At 35.4% G+C, this 14,238-nt stretch carries 11 protein-coding genes; 3 read left to right on the top strand and 8 right to left on the bottom strand.

What is annotated here, in order from left to right; all coding sequences use genetic code 11:
* Window positions 1–76 precede the first annotated feature (76 nt).
* The 4 genes from R1T42_RS01965 to R1T42_RS01950 all read right to left on the bottom strand — a co-directional run bounded on the left by R1T42_RS01965 (window position 77) and on the right by R1T42_RS01950 (window position 5,166).
* The gene (locus R1T42_RS01965) at window positions 77–2,062 is read right to left on the bottom strand and encodes a DUF3352 domain-containing protein (RefSeq protein ID WP_317291088.1); all 1,986 of its coding nucleotides are present in this window, start codon (window positions 2,060–2,062) and stop codon (window positions 77–79) included.
* A complete protein-coding gene (locus R1T42_RS01960; protein WP_317291087.1) occupies window positions 2,055–2,846 on the bottom strand; it encodes an alpha/beta hydrolase in 792 nt (263 codons plus the stop codon). The genes R1T42_RS01965 and R1T42_RS01960 overlap by 8 nt, the downstream gene beginning before the upstream one ends.
* 44 nt (window positions 2,847–2,890) lie before the next feature.
* Window positions 2,891–3,469 carry a hypothetical protein gene (locus R1T42_RS01955; RefSeq protein WP_317291086.1) on the bottom strand — a complete coding sequence of 193 codons (579 nt, stop codon included), beginning with the start codon at window positions 3,467–3,469 and terminating at the stop codon, window positions 2,891–2,893.
* A gap of 68 nt (window positions 3,470–3,537) precedes the next feature.
* Window positions 3,538–5,166, bottom strand: a complete 1,629-nt coding sequence (locus R1T42_RS01950) for an acyl-CoA carboxylase subunit beta (RefSeq protein ID WP_317291085.1) — start codon at window positions 5,164–5,166, stop codon at window positions 3,538–3,540.
* A gap of 116 nt (window positions 5,167–5,282) precedes the next feature.
* Here R1T42_RS01950 and R1T42_RS01945 point away from each other — a divergent pair, with 116 nt between their 5' ends.
* The 3 genes from R1T42_RS01945 (at window position 5,283) to katG (ending at window position 10,312) form a co-directional block, all read left to right on the top strand.
* Window positions 5,283–6,446: an aspartyl protease family protein gene (locus R1T42_RS01945; protein WP_317291084.1), complete on the top strand. Its 1,164-nt coding sequence runs from the start codon at window positions 5,283–5,285 to the stop codon at window positions 6,444–6,446.
* 77 nt (window positions 6,447–6,523) lie between these two features.
* On the top strand, window positions 6,524–7,918 hold the full coding sequence (locus tag R1T42_RS01940; RefSeq protein WP_317291083.1) for an aminotransferase class V-fold PLP-dependent enzyme: 1,395 nt from the start codon (window positions 6,524–6,526) through the stop codon (window positions 7,916–7,918).
* Between the two features lie 153 nt (window positions 7,919–8,071).
* Window positions 8,072–10,312: a catalase/peroxidase HPI gene (katG, locus tag R1T42_RS01935; RefSeq protein ID WP_317291082.1), complete on the top strand. Its 2,241-nt coding sequence runs from the start codon at window positions 8,072–8,074 to the stop codon at window positions 10,310–10,312.
* A gap of 72 nt (window positions 10,313–10,384) precedes the next feature.
* Here katG and R1T42_RS01930 read toward each other — a convergent pair whose 3' ends face one another.
* The 4 genes from R1T42_RS01930 to R1T42_RS01915 all read right to left on the bottom strand — a co-directional run bounded on the left by R1T42_RS01930 (window position 10,385) and on the right by R1T42_RS01915 (window position 14,233).
* A complete protein-coding gene (locus R1T42_RS01930; RefSeq protein ID WP_317291081.1) occupies window positions 10,385–12,028 on the bottom strand; it encodes a SulP family inorganic anion transporter in 1,644 nt (547 codons plus the stop codon).
* A 130-nt stretch (window positions 12,029–12,158) separates the two neighbouring features.
* Complete coding sequence (locus R1T42_RS01925) at window positions 12,159–12,308, bottom strand: hypothetical protein (protein ID WP_160165390.1); 150 nt, start codon at window positions 12,306–12,308, stop codon at window positions 12,159–12,161.
* A 164-nt stretch (window positions 12,309–12,472) separates the two neighbouring features.
* Window positions 12,473–13,750: a DEAD/DEAH box helicase gene (locus R1T42_RS01920; RefSeq protein ID WP_317291080.1), complete on the bottom strand. Its 1,278-nt coding sequence runs from the start codon at window positions 13,748–13,750 to the stop codon at window positions 12,473–12,475.
* Between the two features lie 57 nt (window positions 13,751–13,807).
* Window positions 13,808–14,233 (bottom strand): hypothetical protein, encoded by a 426-nt coding sequence (locus tag R1T42_RS01915; RefSeq protein ID WP_042246343.1) that lies wholly within the window; start codon window positions 14,231–14,233, stop codon window positions 13,808–13,810.
* Window positions 14,234–14,238 lie beyond the last annotated feature (5 nt).

The following is a 14,238-nucleotide window of genomic DNA, read 5'->3' as shown; positions in this document are numbered from 1 at the left end:
GTTGGTGGCAGCAATTCACTAGCGTCGTTGTAAAGTGAGATGTTGAAATAAATTCAGCGTGACAGATTTAGCTTTACTAAAACTTCTTTTTATGATATAATTTACCATCTCTAGTATAAGCTCGCCAGGTTCCTGTTTTTTCTCCTTTATTAAAACGACCAGAAATCTTTAATTGACCATTAAAGTAGTAGAGTTTATAGCGTCCATGTGGTATACCATCTTTTAGGTATACTTTCATTTCTGTTTTACCGGTATTAAATTTAGTTACATAACTATTTGCTGTAAAGTCGTTAGGGAAAATCTCAGGAATATCAAAAATCGTTTCCTTGCTAATTTCCTCCTTTTCAATTTCTAAAACCGAAAACGGTATGCCTTCAGATTTTTCTTCAAGACGTTGTGCCTCTACATCATAATCTGTATCAAAATGAATTACGGCTTTAGTCTTAAAATGGTTCCCATCTGCTTTAAGCTCTAGTCCTAACTGTGTGAATTGCGAGAAGAAATTCTCATTATCTTGAAGCTCCTTCTTAGAATCAGCATTTAAATATGATTGTGAAGCGTGCGCTAGCTTGTTGGTGTCTACATATAAAAACACATTGCTAGAATTACTAAATTCATCTATAAAATCACGATAATACTCGTCTGTAAACAAGGTTTTTTGAGACTCATAAGCATCTATATATAGTTTCAAGGTTATAGGTGAATTACTAAAAACTACGTACTCATTAATCGTGGTGTAATATGGTTTTTCTATGTTTTCAAATAACGAACCCAATATTAATTTAAAAAAGCCTTTGATATTTAAATAGTGAATATCATATCCTTTGTACTCTACCGTTTGGAACTTTACCGGAGTTGTTTTTCTAATCTGATTTTCTATGTGCTGTAAATGCTTGTTACTATCATCTACGTCTTTAGTTTTAAAGGCAATGGCAAGTCCGTCCTTATCGTTGAGTTGTGGGAAGTCCGCTTTCGCGAAAGCGATCTCATCGTCAATCCAGCTATAAAAATCATTTTCTAAATCGATGTCTATGAACTCTTCTACTCTAGTTTTTCCATCTTCATACTGCTTGACCATATCAGGCTGTTTTTCACCCAATAAATTGTAAAAAGACTCGTGTAGTGTGATAAAGTCTTCAAAGCCAAAACTCATGTACAGCGCTGTTTCTTGAGGCAAAACACCTATAGCATCTATAGAACCAGTGCCCGAATCATCAAGCGCTTTTACCAGCGCATCCATTACCTCATTACCGCTAGAATAACCTGTGGCGGTTAACAAACGATCATCATCTTCATCTATATTAAATCCAGAGAAATTAAAATTGGTTTCTAGTGTTTCAATAATTGCACTAGGTTCATTTGAGAATACTTTATAGTAGCTGGTGAGTTGCTTATGATTAAGATATAAACGAAATAAACCTTTCTTTTTGAGCTCTTTTTGGATCTCTAAGAATTGTAAATCTCTACCGATTTGTGGATTTTCATATTCATCTATGGACTTCTCCACTAGAGAATGTGTGTATGAGGCAATCATTTGGTTTTTTACAAATGCAATGGATAGAGTTTCAAAGGACTCTAGATCAGTGATTTCTGTAATTTCAACTTCTTTAAAATTTCTTTTGGTTACTTTAAAATCTTTATTGAGTAATTGATTAATATTATTTTTAATAACGCCTAATCGCGATAACTTATCCATATCCACTACATAGAGAAAAGCATAATCATCACGCTTAATCATATGGGCAGATAGTAGGACATCGCGTTCTCCTATCATATTAAAGAGATCACTTTTTTGCTGAAACAAAGAGTCTAGTGCATTAACTTTGGTAGACATCTCATGAATTTGATCATTAGTCTGTAAATGATCCCATAGAGCACTCTTTGAGAGCGTTTCAATATTCTCTAGCGGCTCATCAAACTCCATGATGAAGATAGCGTCACTTGGTATTAAATATACCGAGTTAATTTTATCTTCTTCTATCGCAAAAAAGCTTATCGCTTGATAGCCTAAGAAAGCTAGTAAGGCGATGATAGTGAACCAAATGAGTTTTTTTCTATGCATTTAAAATAAGTGATAATTGTTCAAGCGCTTGCACATTACTAGAGATTCCACCATGTCCTTGATTTTCTAATCTATAAAAAGGGATATCAAATTCCTCGCTTAACATCTCTGAGGATTCTACAGGAATTACAGTATCATCTACTCCATGGAAGATATAGGCCGGTACTTTCACATTTTTTAAATATTCATTAATCACAAGGTCATATCTTAGTATAAAAGTTGGAATCACTGGATAGTTGCGTTGCATAATATCTGTCATACTATAATATGGTGCGTGGAGTACAAGTGCTTTAGGATTATTTTGAGAAGTTAGGTAAGCCGCTGGTCCAGTTCCTATAGAATATCCTATGACTACAATATTATCTTCATAATATGATTTTTTCAAATAGTCATAAACGAATTGTATATCATCATAGAGTTCTAGCTCGCTCTCGAGTACATTTGAGCTTTTCCCATAACCTTGATAATCCATCATAAAAACATCATAACCTAAAGGTAAAAAATGTTCTGATACATTACCTACAGACTTTAAACTACCATCATTACGATGCAGGTAGAAAATAACTCCTTTAGAATTTTCTCTTTTAAATAAAAGTGTATTTATGGTATCTCCTTTAGGAGTGATTAAATCTTTCTCTGTAAATTCGTTTGCAAATTGAAATTGATGATCTTGACCTAATTTTTCAGGAAAGAAAAGTAAGTTCTCTTGACAAAAATAAAACCATCCACAAATTAAAATATAGCCTACTACAACAAGTACTAGCAGTCTTTTAATGAATTTCATAGAATATTATTTTTATAAAGAAGATTCAGATTATTTTATATTAATTAATTTTTATTTTCTTCTTCTTCGAGTTTGATATAATGTTTTCGATGATTCGCTTTTAGAAAAAGGTATTTATGTAATAAATCTTCACCACCTAAATCATATAAAATATTACTCATTCTGTATTTCATTATCTGATCTGGCAACAGAAATTGACCAGGTTTTATGAATGAGTTAATAGAATTAGAATAATATACTTTATCACTTGTATAAAGTTTAATTCTTATTTCAGTTTCAAATTCTCCCTCATAAGAATTAGAAATTGACTTAACTATTTCACCTTTTTCAAGAATAATATGTGAGTAGGCACTTCCAGAATCAGAATAAAGCCAGTATTCTATTGGTTTCCAATCTCCTAATTCGTTTTTAGCTTCCTGAATTAGAAACAAGGAACCTCTTTGAGTTTGCAATTCTATGGAATCATTACTAATGTTTTTAATATAAATTTCAATTCCTTTTATTGAATCCTTTGAAATTAAAACTTCAAAATCTTCTTTATTAGATTCAATACTATCAAATGATTCCATAACATCAAATGGCACATCTAATTCTATTTGTAAAGAATTACGTGCTTTACTCATTAACAAACTCTGAGAACTTGTTTGATAAGCTAAGAGAAAAATAATAAGAAAATATAAAAATCTCATTCCTACGTCTGTATAATCCCTAAATTAAAATCTTTTGTTATAGGCGCATGATCTGCTGCTTCAATTCCCATAGAGATCCACTTACGTGTATCTCGTGGATCGATAACACCATCAGTCCATATGCGTGACGCAGCATAGTATGGAGATACTTGCTCATCATAACGATCTTTTGTTTTTGCAAATAGTGCTTTCTCTTCCTCTTCAGTCAGCTTTTTACCTGACTTTTCTAGCGATGCTTTTTCAATTTGCATCAGTACTTTTGCGGCACTATTACCGCTCATCACAGCAAGCTCTGCACTAGGCCATGCTGCTATTAATATAGGATCATAAGCTTTTCCACACATTGCATAGTTTCCAGCTCCATAACTATTTCCAATCACGATAGTAAATTTAGGAACAACAGAATTGGAAACAGCATTTACCATCTTAGCACCATCTTTTATGATTCCACCATGTTCTGACTTAGAACCTACCATAAAACCGGTAACATCTTGTAAAAACACAAGTGGTATTTTCTTCTGATTACAGTTAGCTATAAAGCGTGTAGACTTATCTGCACTATCGCTATAAATCACACCACCAAATTGCATCTCACCTTTCTTGGTCTTTACAATTTTACGTTGATTTGCTACAATTCCTACCGCCCAACCATCAATACGAGCATAACCTGTAATAATAGTCTGTCCATAGCCATCCTTATAAGGTTCAAAAGTATCTGCATCTACCACTCTATTGATGATTTCCATCATATCATATTGTGCAGATCGTTCTCTAGGAAGTACTCCAAATAATTCTTCAGGATCTAGAGCTGGTTTCACAGCCTCTACTCTACTAAATCCTGCACGATCATAATCACCTATTTTATCGATGATGTTTTTGATTTTATCAAGTGCATCTTTATCGTCTGCAGCTTTATAATCAGTCACACCGCTAATCTCGCAATGTGTAGTTGCTCCACCTAGGGTTTCATTATCAATACTTTCCCCTATTGCAGCTTTTACTAAATAAGAACCAGCAAGAAAAATACTTCCTGTTTTATCAACGATAAGTGCCTCATCACTCATTATAGGTAAGTAAGCACCACCAGCGACACAGCTACCCATAACCGCAGCAATTTGAGTAATTCCCATACTGCTCATCACGGCATTATTTCTAAATATGCGTCCAAAGTGTTCTTTATCTGGAAAAATCTCATCCTGCATTGGTAAATAAACACCAGCGCTATCTACTAGATAGATAATAGGCAATCTATTTTCCATAGCAATTTCTTGTGCTCTCAGGTTCTTTTTACCAGTAATAGGAAACCAGGCTCCAGCTTTTACAGTAGCATCATTTGCCACCACCATTACTTGTCTGCCTTTTACATAACCTATTTTAATAACCACGCCACCACTAGGGCAACCACCGTGTTCTTTATACATTCCATCACCTGCAAATGCCGCTATCTCAATACAATCTTCTGGATTATCAACCAGATAATCAATACGTTCTCTCGCCGTCATCTTGCCTTTAGAATGCAATTTTTCAATGCGTTTCTTTCCGCCACCTAGATGAACTTCACCTAGCCTACGCTTTAAATCTGAAAGTAGTAACTTATTATGATCTTCGTTTTTATTGAAGTTGATGTCCATGTATAGAATGTTTGCTCAAAAATAGCGATTTTAGATGTTAGAAAAATGTGAATTATTACGCTTTCGCGAAAGCGTACCCATCTTAACCTCTATCTTTAAAAGTTAAATTATTGATTATGAAAAAACTGGTCTACTTAATATTAATCCTAACTATTATAGGTTGTAATAGTCTTTCTAAAACACTCAATGGTGGCAAGGTGGCAAAGGATGATTATATGGAAACTATAAAATTTAATTATGATTATAATTTTGCATTAATAGATGTAGTGATCAATCAAAAAACCTATACTTTTTTAGTAGATACCGGTGCTCCTACCGTTATTTCTAACCAGATTTATAAGGACCTTAATATTAAACCGGCAAATAGTACGAGCGTAACAGATTCCCAAGGACAGTCCAATAATCAAGAGGTCGTTATTATACCAGAAGTAAGGATAGGAAATCTAATTTACAATGATATAGGAGCTATAGTTGCAGACCTGCGCGATGTTTTTGAATTCAACTGTATGGGAATCGATGGAATTATAGGCGCTAATCAGATGGCAAAATCTTTTTGGAAATTTGATTATCAAAATCATGAAATAACAATAACAGACCAGCTTGCTAATTTTGATATTACCAGTTATGAGGATCGTCTTAACTTCTTTACTAGCAATCAAAAAACTCCATATGTAGTCGGATTTGTAAATGGTGTTTCTACGACATACACTTTTGATACAGGATTTGCTGGGCATCTAGATGTTGATAGTGATATCGCAGATTTTGATGATGCCATAGGTTTTGTAAAATACGGCAGTTCTAGTGTCGGGCTGTACGATGTAAAAGATTCTATTTCTACTAGAACAATAAAGATAGATAGTTTAAGAATAGGCGATATAGATATGGGACAACAAATTGTAGAACTGGATCATGGTAGTTTAATAGGTAATGACTTTATGAATAAACATGACATGATTATGGATTGGTCTTCTAACCTTATTTATCTCAAAAAAATAAACGAATATGAAAAAGGAGAGAAAAGTGTTTTTGGATTCCAAACAAGATTTAAAGAAAACAAAGCTATTGTAGTAGCTGTGATTAAAGAGGTAGATTTAGATTTACAAATAGGCGATCAACTATTAAGTATCAACGACTATAATTTAAGAGAACTTAATGATCAAACGTCCTGTGACATTTATAACGATTTTGATTTAGAAAAATTAGAAACGATAGATATCATCTATTTACGTGATGGTAAAGAGTACAACACCACCTTAAAACGGGTAAAACTCATAGAATAAAATAGCTATACATTAATTCCTCCATTATATTTTCTTAACTTAGGCAAGACATTGAAAACTAACCATTAACATAAGTCATGTTAAGCAGCCTATATAAAAAACAAACAGCCCAAAAACCCACTTTACTACATGATACATATTTTAACGATTTAAGACGCAAAGAGTACTCGCGTCTATGTCAACAGCAACATACGTATCTAGACTTTACTGGTGGTAACTTATATGCTCAATCACAACTTGATGAGCATCAATCTTTATTGCGCAATAATGTATTAGGTAATCCACATTCTGGAAACCCTTCTAGTTTATTAGCTACACAATTAGTTCAAGAAGCCCGAGATAAGGTTCTTACTTTTTTTAATGCTAGTGAAGACTATCAATGCGTTTTTACACAAAATGCCAGTGGAGCCTTAAAGATTGTAGGAGAATGTTATCCTCATAATAAGGATAGTTACTTACTCATGCTTGCAGATAATCATAATAGCGTGCATGGCATGCGAGAGTATTGCAGCAAGCAAGATGGCAGCTATAGTTATGCACCACTTAACTATGAAGATCTAATGATAAGCGATCAAGATCTGGAGGAAAGTCTTCAACAACACGCATATAAAAAGAATAAATTATTTACTTATCCGGCACAATCTAATGTATCTGGAGTAAAACATGATCTAGAATGGATTAACAAAGCACAAAGTAATGGATGGGATGTGTGTCTAGATGCCGCAGCTTATGTACCCAGCAGCCCTTTAGATTTAAAAAAATATCAACCAGAATTTGTTGCTGTTTCATTTTATAAAATATTTGGATATCCTACAGGTCTAGGTTGTTTATTAATAAAAAAATCTGCTTTTCATAAATTAGAAAAAAAATGGTTTGCTGGCGGCACAGTTCAGTACGCGAGTGTAAGCAATCCTTTTTATTTTCTGGCAGATGACTATGAACGTTTTGAAAATGGCACCATAAGTTATCTAGATATTCCTGCGGTCACCATAGGCCTTAATTACATCAGTAAAATAGGTATGCAACGCATTAATGAACGCATCACCTCTATGACTAAGTACTTATATCAATCTCTTAAGGACATATGTTATAACGATGGCTCTAGGTTTATACATTTATTTGGTCCATCATGTCGTGAGACTACTGGTGGGACAATTATTATGAACTTTTTTAATCCTGATGGAGCATTAATATCTGTTTATGATGTTGAAGAAAAAGCAAACCTTATGAATATCTCTTTAAGGTCTGGATGTTTCTGTAATCCTGGAATTGATGAACTTAATAATCGCATTACAAATGACGGTATCGAGAATGAATTTTATACCTCTGATAATAGTAATCGCAAAGATTTAGTACGTAAATTAAAAAATATGCGTGGTGCAACTCGTGTTTCTGTAGGCATTGCTACCACACAAAAGGATCTAGATTATTATGTGGAGTTTGTGAAATCCGTAAGAGCTGAATTTTCTTAATTCAATATTTATAAATTATAATCAAAATATATTGACTTTTATTACATGATAGTTTTTACTTATATCAATGTAACTATAAGAAATTAACATTCTTAAAACGAAACCTATCTTATACCTAATTTTAACCATAATCTAATTTAAAAAATTCAACATATGGATTCCTCTAATAATACAAAAGTATGGGACATTAATAATTCTGATGCCGCTGCAAAATGTCCTTTTATGGGCAGCGCTACACCTAATACAGCTGGTCGTGGTACACGCAATAAAGACTGGTGGCCTAATCAATTAAGATTAAATGTTTTGCGCCAAAACGCACCTAAATCAGACCCAATGGATCCAGATTTTAATTATGTGGAAGCGTTTAATAATTTAGATATGGAGGCGTTAAGAAAAGACTTGACGACATTAATGACTGATTCACAAGATTGGTGGCCAGCAGATTATGGGCATTATGGTGGATTCTTCGTGAGAATGGCTTGGCATAGTGCTGGTACCTACCGTGTCGGTGATGGACGTGGTGGATCATGTTCTGGTAGTCAACGATTTGCTCCTTTAAATAGCTGGCCTGATAATGGTAACCTAGATAAGGCTAGATTGTTATTATGGCCTATTAAGCAGAAATATGGAAAAAGTATCTCATGGGCAGATCTTATGATACTTACAGGTAATGTTGCGATGGAATCTATGGGGCTTAAAAAATTAGGTTTTGCTGGTGGTCGTGAAGATATTTGGGAACCAGAACAAGATATTTACTGGGGTAGTGAGACAGAATGGTTAGGAAACGATGCTCGATATGAAAATGGTGAATTAGAAGGAACTCTAGGTGCTGCGCATATGGGATTGATTTATGTAAATCCAGAAGGACCTAATGGAAAACCAGATCCAATGGGTAGCGCACACGACATTAGAGAAACCTTTGGTCGTATGGCTATGAATGATTATGAAACGGTTGCATTGGTAGCTGGTGGTCATACCTTTGGTAAAGCTCATGGTGCTTCAGACCCAGAGAAGTATATGGGACCAGAACCAGCAGGTGCTCGTATCGAAGAAATGAGTACAGGATGGAATAGCAGCTATGGTACTGGACACGGTGATGACACTACCACCAGTGGTCTAGAAGGTGCATGGACTCCTAATCCAGATCAATGGGATCATGATTACTTTAGAGTGTTACTAGATTATGAATGGGAACTCACTAAAAGTCCAGCAGGCGCTCATCAATGGAGACCTACTGACGCATCTAATGCAGATCGAGCTCCTATGGCTGGTGACTCTTCAAAACGTCAGGATTTAATGATGTCAACAGCAGATATAGCCTTAAAAACAGATCCAGAATATCTTAAAATATCTCAACACTTTAGAGCAAATCCAGATGAGTTTGAAGACGCTTTCGCAAAAGCGTGGTTTAAATTAACACATAGAGATATGGGACCTACCACAAGATACTTAGGTAATGACATCCCAGAAAAAGAAGAATTATGGCAAGACCCAATTCCAGAAGTTACTCATGAATTAATCAATGATGAAGATATTAGCAATCTGAAATCTCAAATTTTAGATAGTGGTTTAACGGTTCAAGAATTAGTATCTGTAGCATGGGCAAGTGCTTCAACTTATAGAGATAGCGATAAACGTGGAGGCGCAAATGGTTCACGTATAAGGCTAGCGCCGCAAAACCAATGGGAAGCAAATAACCCAAAACAATTGCATAAGGTTCTTGATGCATTAGATAAAATCCAAAGCGACTTCAATAATGCACAAACTGGAGGCAAACAAGTTTCTATGGCAGACCTAATCGTTTTAGGTGGTAATGCTGCGATTGAAAAAGCTGCAAAAGCTGCTGGACATGACGTTGCTGTGCCTTTTAACGCAGGAAGAGCAGATGCTACTCAAGAGCAAACGGACATTGAATCTTTTACTTATCTTGAGCCGCGTGCAGACGGATTTAGAAACTTCTTAGGTAGTGAACAAAAAGCGGCTGGTGAAGACTTATTGATTGATAGAGCTAACTTACTGAGCTTATCAGTACCAGAAATGACTGTCCTAGTAGGTGGATTAAGAGCAATGAATACTAACTATGATCAGTCTAACTATGGTGTTTTCACAGATCGACCAGGTCAGTTAACTAATGACTACTTTGTTAACGTATTAGATCTAAGCACAAAATGGCAATCTAAATCGTCTGCAGATTTATTATTTGAAGGACGTGATCGTAAGACTGGTGATTTGAAATGGACAGGTACACGTGTTGATTTAATATTCGGTTCTAACACAGAGTTGAGAGCTATAGCAGAAGTTTATGCCAGCAATGACAGTAAGAATAAGTTTATAGCAGACTTTATCGCTGCGTGGCATAAAGTGATGAACTTAGATCGTTTTGATTTAAAGTAATAACTTAATAGAATGAAATAAAAAAGGTGGACTTAATCAGTCCACCTTTTTTTGTGTATTATGATTGTGATATTAAACCTCAGCATCTAGTAAATCTGTTGCGATGTGATATCTCGGGTCTTCGATACTACTTTCTATGATAGTATCAAACTCTGGACTATTCTTAATTAATAACTGCTTACATTCTGGGCTCAGGTGTGTTAACTTAATTTCTTTACCTAAGTCTAAGTATTTATTAGCTACACCTCTTAATGCTTCTATACCAGAATGATCTTGTACACGAGCCTCTATAAAATCGATTTCTATTTTATCTGGATCATTTTTAGGATCAAATTTCATATTGAAATCTGTTACAGAACCAAAAAATAATGGTCCCCATATTTCATAAACTTTAGTCCCGTCATCTTTAATACTTTTACGAGCTCTAATGCGTTTTGCACTTTCCCATGCAAACACTAAGGCTGAAATAATTACACCTACAAATACAGCGATAGCAAGATCAAATATTACTGTTACTACAGACACAATAATTAAAACTACAGCATCAGACTTAGGTATTTTACCCAGTATTCTAAAACTAGACCATGCAAAGGTTTCTATTACCATCATAAACATAACACCTACTAGAGCTGCAATAGGCACTTGCTCAATATATTGATCTGTAAAAAGTAAGAAAACTAGCAATGTTAGGGACATCATAACACCACTTAAGCGTCCTCGTCCACCAGCATTAATATTAATAACGGTCTGACCTATCATACCACAACCACCTGTTCCACCAAAGAGTCCACTAACGATATTACCAGCACCTTGAGCGACACACTCACGATTACCACTACCTCGTGTTTCTGTCAGTTCATCAACTAGATTCATGGTCATTAAGGATTCAATTAATCCTACGGCTGCTGCGAGAAATGCATAAGGCAGTATGAATTTAAAAGTCTCTAGACCTATTGGTAGTTTTTCCCATAACTCTGTATTAAAAGTTGGTAATTCACCTTTTAAACCAGTACCACCACCATCTCTTATGTAAGAACCTACTGTGCTTACTCCTTCCATGTCACCCAATATAACAATTGCAGTAACAACAATAATAGCGGTCAACGCAGCAGGGATTTTTTTTGTAAGTTTCGGTAGAAAGAAGACTATCGCCATTGTAAGCGCCACTAACCCTATCATGATATAGAGCTGGGATCCTTCCATATAGCTCGCAACATAATCCGTGACACCATTCTCATCAACAACAGCCGTTCTGTTTCTAAACATTTTTACTTGTGCCCAGAAGATGACTATAGCTAGACCATTCACAAATCCCATCATCACAGGATGTGGAATCAATCGCACAAACTTCCCTACCTTAAAAACACCAGCTAATACTTGAATAATACCCATTAAAATAACTGCAGCAAACAGGTAGATGTACTGCATGTTATCCACAGGCACTTCCATGGCAAGACCTTTTTCATGACCTTCTATAATTAGATCTGCAAAAATTACAGCAACAGCACCAGCCGCACCAGATATCAATCCTGGTCTACCGCCAAAAAGAGCTGTAATCAAACCGATCATAAAGGCTCCAGAGAGCGCTACTAAAGGATCAATCCCGATGACAAAAGCAAATGCTACTACCTCTGGAATCATCGCGAGAGAAACAGTGATACCTGAAAGAATATCGTCTTTAGGGTTCTTTGTAAAATTATTGAAGATCTTGCGCATGCTGCTTGATTTTTAAGCGTGCAAAAATACGTCTTTAAAAAGAATAATGTGAATTACGCTTTCGCGAAAGCGTAATCAATAATTGATAAGGTATATCCATCAACACTTGCCATACCGTAAAGGCTTAATGTTAAATACCCAAGTGATCTTGATCACAGTAGTAATCGTGTAAGCTTAAGTTTTCGCAATGTTTCTCTGCAATAAGAGGTGATTGATTTTTATAAGCGCCTTTTCTAAATATTTCAATAAGATTGAATAATGATTTTACGGGATTTTTCATGATGTATCGTTTTATGATTAATGATGATACAAAGATGAAAAGACTTCAAGGTTTTGAGAAGATGTGTTGTTCCCTATCAATGATTGATTATTCCCTTAAATAGTGAAAGCCACGATTCAATGGTTTAAATCGTGGCTTTTATAGATGGAATTAGAAAATCGTAATTAATATCTTCTTCTCGGCTTATTGCCACCAGTATTTTTTGATCCGCCAGATTTAGGCTTCCCACTACCTGATCCCGTTTTACGTTGTGGTCTACGACCACGTTGACCTTGTTTTTTCAAACTAGGCTCTGCAGCGTCTTCCATTTTAAAAGGGTACTCATGATTCTCTATTACAGGAATTTGTTGTTGTATCAATTTCTCAATATCTTTTAGGAATGGTCGCTCTTCAAGCATACAGAAAGAGACTGCTAGACCACTAGCACCTGCTCTACCGGTACGACCTATACGGTGTACATAAGATTCTGCAACGTTAGGCAAGTCATAATTCACTACATAGCTCAACTCATCAATATCGATACCACGTGCCGCAATATCTGTAGCTACTAATGTTTGAATTTTCCCGTCTTTAAAATCACCAAGAGCTCTTTGTCGAGCTGCTTGAGATTTATTACCGTGAATGGCTGCACTACCGATTCCTGCTTTTTCTAGATCTTTTACTATCTTATTAGCACCATGTTTTGTACGTGAGAACACGAGTGTAGAATCTAATAACTTAGTTTCTAAAAGCTCGATTAATAATGCTGTCTTGTGCTTTTTATTAACATGATAGATTTGTTGCTCTACTTTCTCTGCAGTTGTTTTTTCAGGTGCGATAGTCACACGCTCAAAATCACCTAAGATTTGTCTAGATAACTCTACAATAGTTTTAGGCATGGTAGCACTAAAGAAAAGCGACTGTCTCTCATGAGGCAATAATTTCAGTAGTTTTTTAATATCATGGATAAAACCCATATCCAGCATTTGATCTGCTTCATCTAGGACAAAGTATTCAATATGCTTTAAGGTAATAAAACCTTGATTAATTAAATCTAGTAATCTACCAGGTGTTGCGACTAGAACATCGATACCACTTTTAAGTCTATTGACTTGTTGTGCTTGTTTAACACCACCGTAAATAACCGTATTTCTAATATCAGTATACTTTGCATAGGCCTTGAAATTCTCATCAATTTGTATAGCAAGTTCTCGTGTAGGTGTTACTACTAGTGCTTTAATAGGTCTGCGCCCTTTAGGCGGTGCACCGTTATATAAATGTTGTAAAATTGGAATTGAAAACGCGGCTGTTTTACCGGTACCTGTCTGTGCAACTCCTAATAAATCTTTCCCTTTTAATAAAACAGGAATGGATTGCGCTTGAATAGGTGTAGGATTTTCATATCCTTGGTCTTGCAGCGCACGCAAGATAGGCTCTACGAGCCCTAGTTCTTTAAATGTCATGAATTGTATTAAGCTACAAAGGTAAACTAATTAAGCTGGGCAAACGTGCCCAGCTTATTATTGTATTTGCAATGAGTAAAAACGCTCATCGGTATAAGAGCATAGGGAATCTCCATCTTCTAATGGACCGTCATCATCATCAAACACTAGATATTGTGGTTCTACTTCTAGAAAAACTTCTATACTGTATCTACCAGGTGACTGTGGTGTACCAAAAATATACAAGTCCTGTCCTACAAATTCATAATCCATTCCAGCGGGCAAACCAGTTACTGTAAAATAATACCAGTAATCGCGGTCTCTAGGTTCGTTTCTAATTTCGGCTCTAATAAAGTCTTCATAGTAAACGCCTTCTCTACCATCTACAAAGTCCGTATGAGGTAAGTGTGGACGTGTATTAACAATACAGTCTGTGACAGGATCACAGCTCATCATTACCGTAGTCGTAAGTATCAATAAAATAAGTCTCGTAAAATTTTTCATAATCC

Source organism: Nonlabens ulvanivorans (assembly GCF_032922765.1).
Classification (GTDB): domain Bacteria; phylum Bacteroidota; class Bacteroidia; order Flavobacteriales; family Flavobacteriaceae; genus Nonlabens; species Nonlabens ulvanivorans.
The sequence above is the reverse complement of the archived record's forward strand: the minus strand, read 5'-3'. Positions and strand labels throughout refer to the sequence as shown.

Coding starts and splice junctions, on each gene's coding strand:
- R1T42_RS01965 (WP_317291088.1), bottom strand. CDS start 2,062: ATGCATAGAAAAAAACTCATTTGGTTCACTATCATCGCCTTACTAGCT.
- R1T42_RS01960 (WP_317291087.1), bottom strand. CDS start 2,846: ATGAAATTCATTAAAAGACTGCTAGTACTTGTTGTAGTAGGCTATATT.
- R1T42_RS01955 (WP_317291086.1), bottom strand. CDS start 3,469: ATGAGTAAAGCACGTAATTCTTTACAAATAGAATTAGATGTGCCATTT.
- R1T42_RS01950 (WP_317291085.1), bottom strand. CDS start 5,166: ATGGACATCAACTTCAATAAAAACGAAGATCATAATAAGTTACTACTT.
- R1T42_RS01945 (WP_317291084.1), top strand. CDS start 5,283: ATGAAAAAACTGGTCTACTTAATATTAATCCTAACTATTATAGGTTGT.
- R1T42_RS01940 (WP_317291083.1), top strand. CDS start 6,524: ATGTTAAGCAGCCTATATAAAAAACAAACAGCCCAAAAACCCACTTTA.
- katG (WP_317291082.1), top strand. CDS start 8,072: ATGGATTCCTCTAATAATACAAAAGTATGGGACATTAATAATTCTGAT.
- R1T42_RS01930 (WP_317291081.1), bottom strand. CDS start 12,028: ATGCGCAAGATCTTCAATAATTTTACAAAGAACCCTAAAGACGATATT.
- R1T42_RS01925 (WP_160165390.1), bottom strand. CDS start 12,308: ATGAAAAATCCCGTAAAATCATTATTCAATCTTATTGAAATATTTAGA.
- R1T42_RS01920 (WP_317291080.1), bottom strand. CDS start 13,750: ATGACATTTAAAGAACTAGGGCTCGTAGAGCCTATCTTGCGTGCGCTG.
- R1T42_RS01915 (WP_042246343.1), bottom strand. CDS start 14,233: ATGAAAAATTTTACGAGACTTATTTTATTGATACTTACGACTACGGTA.